This window comes from Pseudonocardia sp. (assembly GCF_025465255.1).
In the GTDB taxonomy this organism is placed as follows: Bacteria; Actinomycetota; Actinomycetes; order Mycobacteriales; family Pseudonocardiaceae; genus Pseudonocardia.
This window is the reverse complement of sequence record NZ_JAODNI010000243.1, coordinates 24,494-40,013: the sequence shown is the minus strand read 5'-3', so window position 1 is coordinate 40,013 and position 15,520 is coordinate 24,494. Positions and strand designations below refer to the sequence as shown.

General features: G+C 75.7%; 11 protein-coding genes. 4 read left to right on the top strand and 7 right to left on the bottom strand.

Annotation, left to right across the window (positions count from 1 at the left end; translation table 11 throughout):
* The 5 genes from JWP64_RS30205 to JWP64_RS30185 all read right to left on the bottom strand — a co-directional run.
* Nucleotides 1-1,033, bottom strand: a 1,033-nt coding sequence (locus tag JWP64_RS30205; protein WP_297503729.1) for an ANTAR domain-containing protein, incomplete at its 3' end; no start/stop codon positions are given.
* Between the two features lie 101 nt (nt 1,034-1,134).
* Nucleotides 1,135-4,653 (bottom strand): ATP-binding protein, encoded by a 3,519-nt coding sequence (locus JWP64_RS30200; RefSeq protein ID WP_297503727.1) that lies wholly within the window; start codon nt 4,651-4,653, stop codon nt 1,135-1,137.
* On the bottom strand, nt 4,650-5,969 hold the full coding sequence (locus JWP64_RS30195) for a hypothetical protein (RefSeq protein ID WP_297503725.1): 1,320 nt from the start codon (nt 5,967-5,969) through the stop codon (nt 4,650-4,652). The genes JWP64_RS30200 and JWP64_RS30195 overlap by 4 nt, the downstream gene beginning before the upstream one ends.
* A gap of 84 nt (nt 5,970-6,053) precedes the next feature.
* Nucleotides 6,054-6,719: a response regulator transcription factor gene (locus JWP64_RS30190; protein ID WP_297503723.1), complete on the bottom strand. Its 666-nt coding sequence runs from the start codon at nt 6,717-6,719 to the stop codon at nt 6,054-6,056.
* Complete coding sequence (locus JWP64_RS30185; RefSeq protein WP_297503721.1) at nt 6,710-7,435, bottom strand: histidine kinase; 726 nt, start codon at nt 7,433-7,435, stop codon at nt 6,710-6,712. Before JWP64_RS30185 ends, JWP64_RS30190 begins: the two co-directional genes overlap by 10 nt.
* A 189-nt stretch (nt 7,436-7,624) precedes the next feature.
* Here JWP64_RS30185 and JWP64_RS30180 point away from each other — a divergent pair, with 189 nt between their 5' ends.
* Together JWP64_RS30180 and JWP64_RS30175 are read left to right on the top strand one after the other, a co-directional pair.
* The gene (locus tag JWP64_RS30180; RefSeq protein WP_297503719.1) at nt 7,625-10,219 is read left to right on the top strand and encodes an Hsp70 family protein; all 2,595 of its coding nucleotides are present in this window, start codon (nt 7,625-7,627) and stop codon (nt 10,217-10,219) included.
* Nucleotides 10,220-10,374: 155 nt separating this feature from the next.
* Nucleotides 10,375-10,656, top strand: coding sequence for a hypothetical protein (locus JWP64_RS30175; RefSeq protein ID WP_297503717.1), 282 nt, complete (start codon nt 10,375-10,377; stop codon nt 10,654-10,656).
* On the opposite strand, the gene JWP64_RS30170 is transcribed toward JWP64_RS30175, so the two are convergent.
* The gene (locus tag JWP64_RS30170; RefSeq protein WP_297503715.1) at nt 10,622-11,410 is read right to left on the bottom strand and encodes a DUF1775 domain-containing protein; all 789 of its coding nucleotides are present in this window, start codon (nt 11,408-11,410) and stop codon (nt 10,622-10,624) included. The genes JWP64_RS30175 and JWP64_RS30170 overlap by 35 nt on opposite strands.
* 158 nt (nt 11,411-11,568) lie before the next feature.
* On the opposite strand from JWP64_RS30170, the gene JWP64_RS30165 reads away from it, so the two are divergent.
* The gene (locus JWP64_RS30165; protein ID WP_297503713.1) at nt 11,569-13,209 is read left to right on the top strand and encodes an Hsp70 family protein; all 1,641 of its coding nucleotides are present in this window, start codon (nt 11,569-11,571) and stop codon (nt 13,207-13,209) included.
* Nucleotides 13,209-13,991, top strand: a complete 783-nt coding sequence (locus tag JWP64_RS30160) for a PIG-L family deacetylase (protein ID WP_297503711.1) — start codon at nt 13,209-13,211, stop codon at nt 13,989-13,991. The genes JWP64_RS30165 and JWP64_RS30160 overlap by 1 nt, the downstream gene beginning before the upstream one ends.
* Nucleotides 13,992-14,126: 135 nt before the next feature.
* Here the strand turns inward: JWP64_RS30160 and JWP64_RS30155 are convergent, their stop codons facing one another.
* Nucleotides 14,127-15,347, bottom strand: coding sequence for a hypothetical protein (locus JWP64_RS30155; RefSeq protein WP_297503710.1), 1,221 nt, complete (start codon nt 15,345-15,347; stop codon nt 14,127-14,129).
* Nucleotides 15,348-15,520: the final 173 nt, after the last annotated feature.

The window sequence follows — 15,520 nt, the reverse complement described above, 5'->3', positions numbered from 1 at the left end:
CGGGCTGCGCCGGTTCGGGCTGCGCCGGTTCGGGCTGCGCCGGTTCGGGCTGCGCCGGGCCGGACTGCTCCGGCAGAGGCAGAGGCGGATGCGGGCCGGCCCGGCCCTCCGGCCGGAGGTCTCGCGGGCGGCGCGGCTCCGCGGCCCGGGAACGCGCCTCCCGGAACCGGTCCTCGCGGGCCCGCAGGTCCTCCGGAGGCGCGGCACCCGCGCGCCGGTGTCCGCCCGTCCCGGCGGGTGGGCCGGGCTCCACCCGCTCCCCCGGCCCGCCCTCCCGGGGCCCCGGCACCGTCGGTGCCACCGCGCCGTCGCCGTCTCGGCGCTCGATCACCGCGGCCGCCGTCTCGGCGAGCTCACGACCGGTGTTCCCGGCCTGGCTGCGCAGGTAGCGCCCGGCTTCCTCGACGTCCGTGCGGTACCGCTCGGCCAGCATCCCCGTGGCCTGCTCCACGGGGGTGGAGCGCTCCCGCTCCGCCGTCGACCGGGCGACCGCGGCCCTGCACCGGCTCAGCTCCCGGACGTCCGCGAGGCGCGCGGACAGCGCCTCGACCAGCGGGGACAGCTCGTCCGCCAGGTGCGAGTCCATCCGCACCCCCGGGTGCCCGAGCAGCTGCAGGCCGCCGACCGCGTGCCCGTCGAGCGCCAGCGGCACGGCCACCGAGACGACGAGGCCGGTGTCCGCGGCGGCGGCCGCGAGCTCGGGTGGGCCGATCCGGGTGAGGTCCGGCGTGACCATCGCGCGGCCGGACCGCGCCGCGCCGAGGGCCGGGCCGGAACCGGCGCGGTGCTGCAGCAACCCCAGCCGGGCGGACGCCTCGTCCGACCCGAAGACGGCGCCGCTCACCGGGTCCGGCGGCTCCGCCAGCACGATCACCGCACCCGAGACACCCAAGGCCGCCGGCAGGCCCGCGCACACGCCCGAGAGCATCGCACCGAGATCGAGCTCGGCGGCGGGCGTGCGTCCCACCTGCAGCGCCAGCCCGAGAACGCCGGTCATGCCCGAGCCGCCCGAAACATCAGGGATCACCGTCACCCCTTGCCACCGTGCCGTCCCCCGACGCCGCGGACAGTCAATCACCGGGGTCCGACGGTTCCACTCGGACGATCGAAGGATGGCCCGAACGGCGCAGGACGTCAGGCCTGGGCGCCGGCGCGGCGAACGGGGTCCACGGGAGGGGTGGGCTCGGTCGCCGGTGCCGCGGACACGAGGTGTTCGCACGTCCGGATCAGCACCGCGGCCGCGTCCCGGAAGTCCTTCGTCGCCAGCGGCTGCGATGCCCGCAGCCGCCACCGCGAGAGCTGCGCGGCCGCCGCCAGCCGCACGTCGTCACCACCCGCGCCGTCCGGCAGGCCGAGCCGTGCGGCCGGCAGGTCACCGGCCATGCCCAGCAGCTTCTCCGCCGCAGCCCGGTCCTCGTCCGACAGCGCGGGGCGCCCGGCCCGCAGCGCGTCGACGAGGTCCGCCTCCGCGAGCTCGTGGGCCCCGGACCGGATCCGGTCGAGCTGGTAGCGCAGGTTCCGGGCGCTGGGCGCTGCAGCCGGCAGCTCCGCCGCGATCTCCTCCAGCTCGTGCAGTGCGGCCCGGACCCGCAGCACGTCCGCCCGCCCTCCGACCTCGACGGCGAGCAGCTCGCGGAGCCGGGGCACCCCGCTGCGGCGCACGAGCTCCGCACGGAGCGCCTCGGTCGAGGACCCCGCGCGGGCGTGCTCGACCGCGAGCTGCAGGCCGGTGGCGCCGAGCCGGTCGGCGAGCGACCGGCCCGCCGGCGCTTCGTTTCGCAGCTCGGCCAGGTCGGCGTCGTCCAGGCCCGCGCCGCCGAGGGCCAGCAGACCCGACACGGGGACGACGGTGTGGCAGGCCCGGCGGACGCCCGGGTCGGCGAGGAGGCGCTCGACCTCCCGCCACGGGTCCGTGCCCGCCTCGTCGGCGCGCGGGAGCACACCCACGGCGGGTGCGGCCCCGGTGTCCACGGGGGTTCCGTCGAGCAGCAGGACGACGGCGTCCGCGTCCACGGTCCCCTCGGCCACGACCGCGCCCGCGATCGGTTCCACCGCCCGGGTCAACGCCCTGACCAGCGTCGACAGCCCGACGCCGGGCGGCCCGTCGACGCCGATCCGCACCGGCTCGTCGAGCCGGTCGGCGACGGCGGCGAGCCGGGCGGCCGGGACCGCGGCGGTCACGGCCCCGCGCGCCTCGGCGACGACCGCGCGGACCCGCCCGTGCAGCGTCCGGACGTCCGGCTCGTCGACCGCCGCGCGCTCGGGCGAGGGTTCGGGCACCACGGCCGGTATCGCCTCGGTCACCCCGTCCAGGTCCGGCCGGTGGTGATCGGGCACGCGGTGATCGGGTACGCGGTGATCGGGTACGCGGTGATCGGGCACGGCGGGGACATCGAGCGGCTCGGTGGCCCCGACCGGGGTGAAGGCCTCGGCGGCGATCGCGGCCCCCAGCTCCGCCGCGGGCACCGGGACCGAGCCCTCGACGACGGTGCCCTGGCCCGGCGCCGAGCGGATGTCCACCAGCCCGCCCACCGCGAGGATGCGCGCGGCCAGGTTGCGCAGCCCCCGCCCGGCGGACGCGGCCCGCGGGCCCACGTGGGTGAGCGCGGGCAGTTCGAAGCCCGGGCCCTCGTCCCGGACGGTGAACTGCAGCCGGCCGCCGGTCTCGTCGAACCGCACGACGATCCCGGCGCCCGGGGCGTGCTTGTGGGCGTTGTTCACCGACTCCAGGCAGCAGAAGTAGACGGCGGACTCCAGCTCGATCGGGAACCGCCGGTCGGGATCGAGCCCGGACTCGATCCGCACGGTCGTGTGCGGGCCGGTCAGCTCCGCCTCCAGCGCGGCCACCAGCCCGCGCTCGGCCAGCGCCATCGAGCGCACCCCGCTCGCTGTCTCGGCGAGGACCGCCTCGGCGGTGTCGAGCTGCCCCACCAACACCCCCAGCCGCTCGGCCGCCTGCGGCAGCCGCCCGTTCTCGACCTCGTGCTCGACCATGCCGAGCACCAGCCGCAGCGAGACGAGCTGGTGCTGGGCGCCGTCGTGCAGGTCCCGCTCGATGCGGCGGCGTTCCTGGTCCATCTCCGAGACCGCCTGCCGGCGGGACCCGGCGATGCCCGCGGCGTGCGCGAGCGCGGCCCGCAGCTGGCGTTCCAGCTCGATGCCGAGCCGGCTCGCGTCGACGACCGCCCCGAGGCTGTCCGCGATGTCCTCCAGCAGGTGCCGGCGTTCGGCGTGCAGCCCGGCGACGGCGGCGCGGTCCACCGCGAGCGTCCCGATCCGGCGCTCGCCGCTGCGCACGGGGACCGCGACGAGATCGCCCTGCTCGCCCGCCGGCACCCCTGCCGCGGACCACGCGTAGGTCCGGTCGCGGAGCCCCGGGCGTACGACGGTGAGCCGGCACGTCGTCGCCCCCAGCGCCTCCCCGACCGCCTCGGCCACCCGGGCGAGGTCCGGCGCGTCCGAGGTCGTGCGGGACAGCGCCGCGACGTCCGCGAGGGCCCGGTACGGGGTCGGCCGGCGGCCGAAGAGCAGCCGGTCCGTGAGCCCCTCGACGGTCGTGTAGACCGGGAGGAACGCCAGCGCCGCGAGCACCGCGGCGGGCAGCAGCGAGCCGAGGGTGCCGAGTCCGGCCTCCGTGGCCACGGCCTGGACGCAGACGACGCCGCCGCCGACCAGCGCGATCGCGAGGGCCGCGGCGAGCCCGCGGCTGAAGACCCGCTCCGCGGTCCAGAGCCGGTCCGCGCGGACGGCCACGAGCACCGCGACGGCGATCGCCGCGGCCGCCAGCCGGGAGGACCAGAAGAGCAGGGCCAGGGGCTCGCTGCCGCCGCCGTGGGCCGTCGGGTCGTACAGGGTCAGGCCCGGGACGCCGAGCGCCCAGAGCAGCAGCGTGCTGATGCCCAGCACCACGACGCCGGCGGACGCCGCGACCAGCAGGCTGAACACCAGCCGCGCCTGGGTGCGCAGCTCCGCCGTCCGCCCGGCCTTGATCCGCCGGGGCAGCACGACCAGGCCGGTGACCGGGACGAGGAACCCGAAGAACAGCACGCAGCTCGCGGTGTGCCACAGCAGGGCCGTCCCGAACCCGACGACGACCAGGACTCCGACCCCGACGACGGCCAGCCCGAAGCGGCTCGACCGGGCGCCCGGCCGGGCGTCCCACCAGGCCGAGGCGGTGGGCGTCGGGAAGACCAGCAGCGCCAGGATGTAGGCGGCCGAGGCGATGCCGTGCAGCACGATCTGGTGGAGGCCGCCGACGCCGAACCCGGTGGCCGCCTGCACCGCCGTCGCCGCGGCGTGGGCCTGCAGGTTGAACGCGCCCGCCGAGCCGACCATCGCCACGGCGAGCAGCCGGATCGACCACGCGCGGCCGCCCAGGAGCAGCAGGATCACCGCGATGACCAGGTTCGCGAGGCTCAGCGCGTAGTCGAGGACGGCCTGGTCCAGCGGCTCGCTGGCCGGGGCCGCGGCCGCGACGGCCGCGGACCACCGGCTGCCCGCGGCCCCCGCGGACTCGGTGGCCTCGAGGGCGCCCGGCCAGTACTGGACGACCGCGACGTACGCGCCGACGGCGAGCCAGCCGACCGCCACGACGGTGCAGACGGCCAGGACCGCGAGGAACGCGCCGCGCGCCGCCCGTCCCGAGCCGCTCACGCCCGTCCCTCCCGGATGACGTCGACGAGGGGTTCGAGCCGTTCCGGCAGGCTCGCGACCAGTACGAGCGCACCGGACGGCTCGGTGACGAGCTCCACGTCCCCGCCGAGGGCCGCGAGCCGTTCGAGGTCCCCGCTCAGGGCGGCCCGCAGGTCGCCGGCGGTGACTGACGGGGCCGGGTCCACGACCCGCACCGCGAACCGGCCGTCCGCGTGCGACAGCTCGACCGTGAGCGCGGGGCCGGGATGCTCCGCGAGCCGTTGCATCGCCGACGCGGCCACGTAGTAGATGCCGGACTCGACCTCCCACGCCAGCCGCGTCTCGGACCCGCCGCGCAGGTCGACCTCCCGGTCCAGGTCCGCCGCGATCTCGTCGAGCGCGCTCGCCGGGCCCTGGTCCCGCAGCATCGCCGGGTAGACGCCGCGCGCGATCACCCGGAACCGGTCCAGCAGCTCCTCCAGGCCGGTCCGCGCGCGCAGGAGCGCGGCTCCTGCGCGGCGCGGGTCCGGGGTGTCGGACACCAGGTCCTCGCGGGCCCCGTCGAGGGCGATCCGCAGGGTCGAGAGCCGGTCGGTCGTCGCGTGGGAGAGCTCGCCGACGAGCCGGCGGCGCTCGACGTCCCGCGCGGACGTCAGGCGCTCCTGGGAGCGCACCAGCTCGCCGGCCAGCTCGTCGGCCCGACGCACCCGTTCCCGGAGCTCGGTGTTCATGGCGACCCCACGCAGCAGCAGACCCGCGCCTCCGGCGACGTCCCGCATGAGCTGCTGGTCCGCAGGGGTGATGGCGGCGCCGGGCTTGCCGATCGCGAGGGCCGCGCGCAGGACCGTGCCGTCGACGATCGGGACGACGTGGTCGGTGTCCGGGCGGTCCAGCAGGACGGCGAGGTTGTCGGCGCTGTCCATCTCCTCCCCCGCGGGCGGTGGCGGATGGACGGCCGCGGCGACCAGCCGGTCCGACACGGCGAGCCACAGGACGGCGCGCTGCGCCGCGGTCCCCTCCGCGAGCACCTCGGCCAGGCCGGGGAGGGCGGAGTCCGGGCTGCCGCTGCGGATCCGGGCGGCGGTCTCGGCGAGCGCGGAGTACGGCGTGGTGCCCCGGTGCTGGGTCAGCCGCTCGACGAGCCGGTCCACCCGGCGCAGGACGGGCTTGACCACCATGGCGCAGACGGTCGCGGCGACGAACGGCAGCAGCACCCCGACCTGGCCGAGACCCACGCCCAGGATCCATCCGGGCACGCCGACGACCACGACGAACACCGCCAGCACCACGACGCCGACGCCCGTCGCGCGCAGCGCGGTCGCGATCACCCGGTTCATCAGCCACCACCGGCCCCACCCGGGCGCATGCCCGGTCCCACGCGGACGCTAGAGCGTCCGGCGTCCTGGACCAAGGACCTGCGCTCAGCTCCCGTCGCGCTGCGAGCGCAGGTAGGTGAGCACCGCGAGGACCCGGCGGTGGTGCTCGGAGGTGTCGGTGTGCAGGTTGAGCTTGGCGAAGATGTTCGCGATGTTCTTCTCGATTGCCTTGGGCGTGACGACCAGCTGGCTCGCGATCCCGTTGTTGGAGCGGCCCTCGGCCATCAGCCGCAGCACGTCCACCTCGCGCTCGCTCAGCGCCGCGATCTCGTCCTTCTTCTGCCCGCGCGGGCGCTCCACCAGCCGTTTCGCCAGGACCGGCTCGATGACGATCTCGCCGTCGGCGATCCGGCCCAGGGTGTCGCTGAGGACCTCGACGCTGCCGACACGCTCCTTGAGCCGGTAGCCGATCGAGTCCGTGCCGATCTCCAGGATGCGCATCAGGTAGTGCGACTCGGCGTAGTGCGAGAGGAACAGCAGGCCCATCTCCGGGTACTTGCCGCGCAGCCGCTCGGCGGTGATCAGCCCGCCGTCAGGCTCGGGCGGCATCCGGATGTCCAGGATCGCGACGTCCGCCGGCGTCGTCGCGAGCAGCGAGATCAGCTCGTCGCCCCCGGCGGCGACCGCGACCACCTCGTGGCCGGCCGCCTGCAACAGCATCAGCAGGCCCTCGCGGAACAGGGCGCCGTCCTCGGCCAGGGCTACTCGCATGGGATCCTCACAACGATCGTGCCGACGCCGTGCGGCTCGGCAGCACGGACATCCGGGCCGGTCACGGACCCGCCCAGCGGGAAGGCACGGTCCCGGATGAGCTCGCCGAGGCCGACGCCCGCGCCGGACACGACGACGACGAGATGATCGGACTCGCGGGTCACCCTCACCTCGTCCGGCAGCGCCCCGGCGTCAACGCCGAGGGCGTCCGCCAGCGCGAAGTAGACCGCCCCCTCCGCGGCGGCACCGAATCGCTCCGGGCCTGCGGTGACCCGGACGGGCGCGTCGAGGCGCTCCACGAGGTTGCGCAGGGCGGGCCCGAGGCCGGCCTGGTCGAGCAGCGGCGGATAGATCTTCGCCGCGACGTCCCGCAGCTCCTGCAGGGCCGTCGCCAGCTCGTCCTGCAGGGTCCCGACGGCGTCGCGCAGCTCGGGTTCGCCCGGGGGCACCCGGTGCTGGAACAGCCCGAGCTGCAGGGCCAGCGCGGAGATCCGGAGGGCGGCGCCGTCGTGCAGCTGCCGTTCGAGGCGGAGCCGCGCATGCCACTGCTGCAGCTCCCGGTGACGACGGGCCGCGTGGACGTCCCGGGCCGCCGGGGCCGCGTTGGAGTTCGTCGGGAAGGGCCGGTCGGCCGGGCCGGGGTGGGCCACGGGCTCGTCCAGCGCTGGGCACGGGGCGCCCTCACGGTCCGCCCGGGCCGCGGGCTCGAGCCTCATCGGGACAGGGTGACTGTTCCGCGCTTGCTCCGGAAGGGGGCACTCCCCCGGCGCAAGTAGGGTTTTCCCCCCTCACGGTAATGACAAGCACACCCGTCCCGAGTATCACAGCACCAGATCGTGTACTCATCACGGTCGCACGCCTGTCAGCGAAGCCCCGGTGGCTCCGCCTGGAGGGAAGGCGAACTCGTGTCGTACAGCCTGGGGGTCGACCTCGGTACCACCTTCGTCGCGGCGGCGGTCGCCCAGTCGTCGAGGGTCGAGATGTTCACCCTCGGCGACCGTAGCGTCGTCGCGCCCGCGGTGGTGTACCTCCGTGAGGACGGTTCCCTCGTCACGGGGGACGCGGCGAGCCGCCGGGCGGTGAGCAACCCGGACCGGGTGGGCCGGGAGTTCAAACGCCGGCTGGGGGATCCGACGCCGGTGATGCTGGGCGGGGTCCCGTACGCGGTGACGTCACTCCTGGCGAGCCTGCTCTCCGACGTCGTCGGCAAGGTCGAGGCCACGCAGGGCGCCGCCCCGGACTCGATCGTGCTGACCCACCCCGCGAACTGGGGCCCGTACCGCCGGGAGCTGTTCGAGGAGGTGCCGCAGCTGGCCGGGCTCGCCGTACCGCGGATGGTGACCGAGCCGGAGGCGGCCGCGGCCCACTACGCGGCCTCGCGCAGCCTCTCCGACGGCGAGATCGTCGCCGTCTACGACCTCGGCGGCGGCACCTTCGACGCGACGGTCCTGCGCAAGGCGGCCGACGGAATCGAGATCCTCGGGACGCCGGAGGGCATCGAACGCCTCGGCGGGGTGGACTTCGACGAGGCCGTCCTGGCCCACGTCAACTACACCGCGGGCGGCGCGCTGTCCGAGCTGGACATGGGGGACGCGCAGACCGCGGTCGCGCTGGCCAGGCTTCGCCAGGACTGCATCCTGGCGAAGGAGGCCCTCTCGATCGACACCGAGACGACGATCCCGGTATTCCTCCCCAGCCGGCACTTCGACGTCCGGCTGACCCGCGACGACTTCGAGGACATGGTCCGCGCCCCCGTCGAGTCGACGATCGGGGCGCTCACCCGGACGCTGCGCTCGGCCGAGGTGCGGGCGTCGGACCTGAGCGCGGTGCTGCTGGTCGGCGGGTCGTCGCGGATCCCGCTGGTCGCCCGGATGATCGCCGAGGAACTGGGGGCGCCGACCGTCGTCGACGCGCACCCGAAGTACGCGGTCGCCCTGGGCGCCGCACGGCTGGCCGCGGGCCTGACCGAGGCGTACCCCCCGGCCGCCGTGTCCGCCGCCGCAGGGCCCCAGGAGCAGCAGGCGCACGCCGCCGCCGCGGCCACCGCCCCGCCCACGGGCGCCGGATCCCAGAACGGGGTGGCACCGGCCGGGCTGTACCAGCCCGCCGCGATGCAGGCCGGGAGCGACGCCTTCGCCACCACGACCCTGCCGCCGCGTGTGCCGGACACCCGGCACGCGGCCGGCCCGCCGCCCACCTACCAGGGACCGCCGCCGCAGGGTCCGTCGTCCGCGCAGGGTCCGTCGTCCGCGCAGAGCGGGCCCTCGACCGGGCCCCTGCCAGCCTGGCAGGACGGCCTCTACCGCACCGGTCCGCCGAACGGCGGCCCGCCGAACGAGGGCCCCCCGACCGGCACCGCCGGCGGTCCGCTGCCGGCCGCCGACGGCTCCCGCCCCCGGCGGAAGGGCCCGCTCCTCGCCGCCCTGATCGGGGTGCTGGTGCTGGTCCTGGGCGGTGTGGGCTGGTTCGCCTACGACCGGCTCAGCGGCTCGGACGCCGGCGTCGTCGTGGCGTCGCCGAACGGGGTGGACCCGAACGCGGGCCTCCCCGCCCAGGAGCCCGTCCCCACGAGGCCCTCGATCCCGACGGCCGTCCCGATCCCGACCATCGGCCAGACGATCCCGGCCGGGCAGACCCCCGGCTTCGTCGCCATCTCCCCCAACGGCCGGCTCGCCTACGTCGCCAACCGGGCCGCCGGCGTCGTCACCGTGATCGACACCGCCGTCGACAAGGTCACCGCGACCATCCCGGTCACCGCCGGGCCGCCGCAGTACCTGGCGTTCGCGCCGGACGGCAAACGCGTCTACGTCAGCATCTTCAACGACCAGAAGACGATCAACCTGGTCGGCGTGCTGGACACGACGTCGAACTCGATCGTCTCGACGATCCCGGTCGGCACCCGGCCGTTCGCCCTGGCCGTCACCCCGGACGGGAGCCGGCTCTACGTGCCCAACCACGACTCCGGCACCGTCAGCGTGATCGACACGGCGACCAGCAAGGTCACCACCGACATCAAGGTGGCGCCCAACCCGCACTGGGCCGCGATCTCCAACGACGGCACCCGGGTCTACACCGCGAACCACGAGGCCGGCCTGGTCTCGATCATCGACACGTCGAACAACAGCGTCGTCGGCGAGGTCAAGGTTCAGGTCAGCCCGCACAGCCTGGCCGTCGCCCCCAGCAAGCCGCTGGTGGCGAACGTGAACTACGACAGCGACTCGCTCACCGTCATCGACACGACCACGGAGAAGGTGATCGCCACCGTGCCGGTCGGCAGCAAGCCGCAGGACGTCGCGTGGTCGGCCGACGGCCGGTTCGTCTACGTCACCGCCGTCGAGGGCGACACCGTCACGGTGATCAACACCGACACCTGGACGGCCACGGCGACGGTCCCCACCGGGGACGCGCCGACGAGCATCGCCGTCCTGCCGGACGGCAGCCGGGCGTTCGTGACGAACCTGAACAGCGGCACGCTCAGCGTCCTCGACCTGGCCGGCTGACCCGTGCGGGGGGCGGACCCTACCGGCGAAGGCGGGTCCGCCCCGTCAGCCGTAGGGAGTACCTGATGGTCCGCCGGCCCGCGTGGGAGCAGTCTTCAACCGTTCACGGATCACCCGGACAGCAGGTCACGGGGGCCGGACGGAAGGAGATCGTGATGTCCGCGACGACGCTCACCCGCACCGACGGGCTCGCCACCACCGGTCTCGGCCTCGGTGGCATGCAGGACCTCACCGCCCGGGACCGCGCCGTCCTGCGCGCGGTCGACGCCGGCCGCTGCCGGCTGTCCGGCCCGTCGGTGCTCGTGGTCGACGGCCTGTTCCTCGCGGACCCGTTCGCGGCGCCCCGGCTGGCCGGAGCCGGCCTGATCGAGGCCGACGACCCGCGCTCGGGGGCCGTGCACCTCACGGCGTCCGGTCGCGCGGTGCTGACGTCCTGAGCTCGCCGGGGCTCTCGGTCGTGACGGGGCTCTCGGCCGTGACAGGGCTCCCGCTGATCTCGTCGAAGCGGCGCCGTTGCTGCCTCCCGAGCTCCCGCATCCCGAGGCCGAACAGCAGCGCCACCACGGCCACCGTCCCGACGCTCCACACGATCGACGCGGTCCCCGGCGGATCCCCCAGCGCGCCCGCGGAGGTGCGCGCGGCATCCCCGCCGTGGTGGTGACGGCCGGAACCCGCGGCCGGGGCCGCCGGAGCGCCGTAGGGCAGCACCAGGGCGTCGTGCGCGGGTGGAGGGGCCCCCGTGACCCGCAGATCGGACCAGACGACCGTCGTCCCCGACCGGGCCGTCTGGACCGCACCGAACCGAACCGGACCCGCGCCCTGAGGCATCCGGCCGACGACCAGGGTCAGGTCAACCGGCTCCGCGCCGACGGGCCCGCCGCGCCACTCGACCGTCCCGACCGCGGCCCGACCGGGAACGGCCGCCGTGGTCACCTCCCAGCCGGGGGACGCCGGTACCCGCACGTCCACGAGCGGACGTGCCGTCGGCAGCGCCACCCGCAGCCCGACGACCGGGTCCGCCGGATCGTCGTTGCTCACCCGGAAGACGACGGTGACGTCCTGTGCGCCAGCGTCCGTGCGCTCCGGCAGCAACTGGACGTCCGCAGCCGCCGGACCCGCTCCGAGCAGCACCAGGGGCACCAGCAGGGCGAGCACCACGGCCGACCGGGTGCCCCGCACGACTCGCCGCATGCCGCCTCCCGTCCGCCCGCACCAGTCTCGCGCCGCGCGCGGCGGTCCGGAAGGCTCCCGTCGATTCCCGCCGGCGCACATCCGGCCCGATGATCTGTCCGATTCCCGACGGAGCCCGATACCATCGCGCCCGTCCGTCCGGCCCCTGAGGAGGTTCGGTGCGCTACGGCCTCGGGGTGGATCTGGGAACGTCGTCGGTGGCGGCCGCGGTCGCGCACGCCGGCGGTTGCGAGACCGTCATGCTCGGCGACCGGTCCGTCGGCGCCCCCGTGGTTGTGCATGCCGACTCGGACGGGACCCTGACCACCGGGGACGCCGCCGAGCGCCGCGCCACCACGGCACCGGACCGGACCGTGCGCCTGCTCCGGCGCCGGCTCGGCGAGCCGACGCCGATCACGCTGGGCGGAAGTCCCCATCGCGTCACCGAGCTGCTCGCCGCGGTCCTGCGGGACGTCGTGGCGAAGGTCGAGTCCGTCCAGGGCGGGGCACCCGACCACGTCGTCCTGTCCCGGCCGGCCCACTGGGGACCGACGCGCGTCGCGCTGCTCACCGAGGTGGCCCGCCTGGCCGGCCTGCCCCGCGCCACGACGACCACCGAGCCCGAGGCCGCGGCGATCCGGTACGGCGAGATCCGGGCCCTTCGACTCGGGGAGCTCGTGGCCGTCTACGACCTCGGCGGCGGCACGTTCGACGCCGCCGTCCTGCGGCGCGGTCCCCGGGGCATGGAGCTGGCCGGGCCGCCGGAGGGCATCGAGCGGCTCGGCGGCACGGACTTCGACGACGCGATCCTCACCCACCTGGACTACCGCACAGGCGGCGCCCTGAGCCGGCTGGACCAGAACGATCCCCGCGCCGCGGCGGCGCTGGCCCGGCTGCGGGCGGAGTGCGTGCTGGCCAAGGAGTCCCTGTCCGTCGACGCCGAGGCGGAGCTCCCGGTGTACCTGCCGGACCGGCACGAGGACCTCGTGCTGACGCGCGCGGATCTCGAGGCGATGATGCGTGCCCCGATCGAGTCCACGGTCGGCGCGCTGATGCGGGCGCTGCGGTTCGCGGAGGTGCCCCCCGCGGAGCTGCGGGCGGTGGTGCTGGTGGGCGGGGGGACGCGCATCCCGATGGTGGCCCGGATGGTGTCCGAGGGCCTGGGCGGGGTGGCCGCGATCGACCCGCAGACGGAACAATCCGTGGCGCTCGGGGCGGCGTCGGTGGCGCTGGGGCTCGCGGCCGCGGCGCAGAACGGCCGGCCGTCGCCGGGACCGGGCGCGCGGAGCCCGGGGCCGTACGGGCCGGCTCCGCAGCAGGGCCCGGCGTCGTACGGGCCGGCTCCGCAGCAGGGCCCGGCGCCGTACGGGCCGGCTCCGCAGCAGGGCCCGGCGCCGTACGGACCGGCCGCGCAGCAGGGCCGGTACGGCCCGGTCGCGCAGCCGCCCTCGCAGGCTCCCTCGGTCCAGGGCGGCCCGCCGACCTACGGCACCGCCCCACAGCCGCACGGGCCCTACGGGCCGGCCGCGCAACCGCCGTACGGCACGGCTGCCCCGCAGTCCGAGCCCTACCCGGGACAGGCCGGCCGGTACGGCCCGCCGGCCCACCACGGACCGGCGCCCCGGCCCCCGAATCCCCGGCACCCGGGTGCGGGTGCCGGGTCCGCCACCGATCCGGAGCCACAGGCCTCGGGGTCCGGGGAGGACGGCGACTGGCATGTCACGTCGATCGGCCGCACCCTCGCCGCCTGCGTCGCGCTGCTCGCCGTCGCCGTGGCCGTCGCGGTCATCGTCTTCGTGCTGCTCAACCGGATCGGCTGATGGACGTTCCGCGCTCGTCCGCCGTGGCAGCCGCGGTGGCCGACGGAACGCCGATCCTGGTCCTCTCCGCCCACCTCGACGACGCGATCCTCTCCTGCGGCGGCCTCCTCACGGCCGTGGCCGAGCGATGCCCGCTGACCGTCGCCACGGTCTTCACCGCCGCGGCCCCGCCGCCCCACACCCACGCCGCGAGATCGTTCCTGCGCCAGTGCTCGGCGTCGGACGCCACGACGCTGTTCGCGGACCGCCGGACCGAGGACCACAAGGTGCTCGGCGACCTCGGCGCCCGGCTCCTCCACCTCGGCGCGACGGATGCGTTGTTCCGCGTCCGCAGCGCCGGCCTGGGCCCGCTCGGCCGGGCCCTGCCGGAGCTCGTCCACCGTTACCCGACCTACCGCTTCGACATCGCCAAGGGCCGCGTGTCCCGCGGCGACCGCCGCCTCACGACGGACCTGACCCGTGAGGTGACCCGTCTGGTCGACGAGTCCGGGGCGAGGCTCGTCCTGGCCCCCGTCGGTGTCGGCCGGCACGTCGACCACCTGATCACCCGGGCCACCGGCACGGGCCAGTGGGTGGACGTCGTCTACTACTCGGACTTCCCGTACGACCGGACCGGCGCGCCGGACCTGACCTTCCTCGACCGGCACGGGCTCGAACCCTGGAGCTGGGAGCACACGGACAGCAAGGAATCCCTCATCCGGGGCTACCGCAGCCAGGTCGACGCGCTGTTCCCCGGCGGGAGGATCCCGCTGGGCCCGGAGACGTACTTCGAGCCCCGCTGAGCTTCGCCTCTACTGCACGAGGCGCGGCAGGGGTTTCCGCCGTGGTGCCAGCACGGGGTAGATCCACCGGGATGGAACGAACTCGGGGACGAGCCACGACCCCGCTCGGCGCCGCCACACCTGCCGAACCCACCCCTACGCCCCCGCGATCCGCGCCGCGTACTCCTCGAACGGCACCGTCCCGTCCCACAGCTGCTCCGCGTGGGCCCATAAGAACGACCGGAACCCGCACGCCCGCGCCTGAGCCAGGGCGGCGGCCATCATGCCGCCGGCCGAGACGTCGACGTAGGACCTGTCCAGTGCGGGCGACTGGCGCCAGCCCGGGTTCTCCCCGGAGAGCGCGTACCCGTACTCCCCCGCCAGCCGCGCCTGCCAGCGCACCGCGGACCAGCCCTCGACCTCCGACGAGTCCAGCGGGACGCCCTGGTCCTCGGCCCGGCAGACGTCGTTGCCACCCGAGCCGTCGGCGACCGAGCTGACGTACACGGTGAGGTCGGGGCGCCGGGGCAGCCGCTCGTAGAAGACCTGCCAGGCCGCCCCCGCGCCGAGCAGCCCGGCCGGCAACCCGTCGCGGATCGCGGTCGCGTACTCGCCCGGCCGGACCCCTACGCCCGGCGTCAGCACCTCGTAGCCGCCGTTGAAGCCGAGCGCGGTGAGCGTGGAGAGCTGCCAGACCACCACGTCGTCCAGGGCGCCGACGTACCAGTCCGCCCACTCGCGCACCTGCGACTCGTCCGGCCCCGGCTGCCCGGGACGCCAGCCCGGCAGCGGGTTCGGCGGCATCGAGGCGGGCAGGTCCGCGCCACCCCGGGCGTTGTCGTCGAACGCCCAGTAGTGCCCGCCCCCGGGATAGAGGACCTCCGCGACGCCACCGGACGTCAACCGGACGTCGTCCACCAGGCTCGGGTCGAGGACCGCGGCGACGTGCGCGAGGTAGTGCTCCGCGGCGTTGCGGGAGCGCTGGGCGAAGACCAGGTTGGCTTCCTCGGAGGAGTCGCCGTTCTCGTCGACGAACCGGCCGCCGGGCAGCGCGAGCACCCACTCCGGGGCATGGTGCAGGCCGAGACCCAGGGTGATCGTCCGGTCGGTCGCCCGCAGCGTGTCGACGTCCGCGCGGACGGAGCGCAGGTAACGGTCGTCGAACGTGCCCTCGGCCGGTTCGGCCTGCTCCCAGGACAGCTCGACCATCGCGGCGGACACCCCGGCGCGCGCCTCGTCCGCCGAGCGCTCCGGGGGCGAGACGAGGGTGCCGAACGCGATCGACCGCGCCGCCCGGACGCTGGTGGTCTGCGGGGTCGAGCACGCCGCCAGCGCCACGAGCGCGGCCAGCACGACCAGCCTCCGAGCCTGCCTCACCCTCGCCTCCTCCGCCTCGACGTCGATCGCTCCACTGTGTACGGCCGTTCGGGTTCGCACGGGTCGCGGGCCCCTGACAGCGGGGGCCGCCCGGCAGTAGCCTGCCGCAGATCGACGGGCCCGGTCCACGGGCCGGGCGGCATCCGTCGCCGCTCGGGAACCGGAGGGCCACC

What these genes read in the sequence shown, in the direction of transcription:
- JWP64_RS30195 (WP_297503725.1), bottom strand. Translation starts at nt 5,969, where the DNA reads ATGAACCGGGTGATCGCGACCGCGCTGCGCGCGACGGGCGTCGGCGTC.
- JWP64_RS30190 (WP_297503723.1), bottom strand. Translation starts at nt 6,719, where the DNA reads ATGCGAGTAGCCCTGGCCGAGGACGGCGCCCTGTTCCGCGAGGGCCTG.
- JWP64_RS30185 (WP_297503721.1), bottom strand. Translation starts at nt 7,435, where the DNA reads ATGAGGCTCGAGCCCGCGGCCCGGGCGGACCGTGAGGGCGCCCCGTGC.
- JWP64_RS30175 (WP_297503717.1), top strand. Translation starts at nt 10,375, where the DNA reads ATGTCCGCGACGACGCTCACCCGCACCGACGGGCTCGCCACCACCGGT.
- JWP64_RS30170 (WP_297503715.1), bottom strand. Translation starts at nt 11,410, where the DNA reads ATGCGGCGAGTCGTGCGGGGCACCCGGTCGGCCGTGGTGCTCGCCCTG.
- JWP64_RS30160 (WP_297503711.1), top strand. Translation starts at nt 13,209, where the DNA reads ATGGACGTTCCGCGCTCGTCCGCCGTGGCAGCCGCGGTGGCCGACGGA.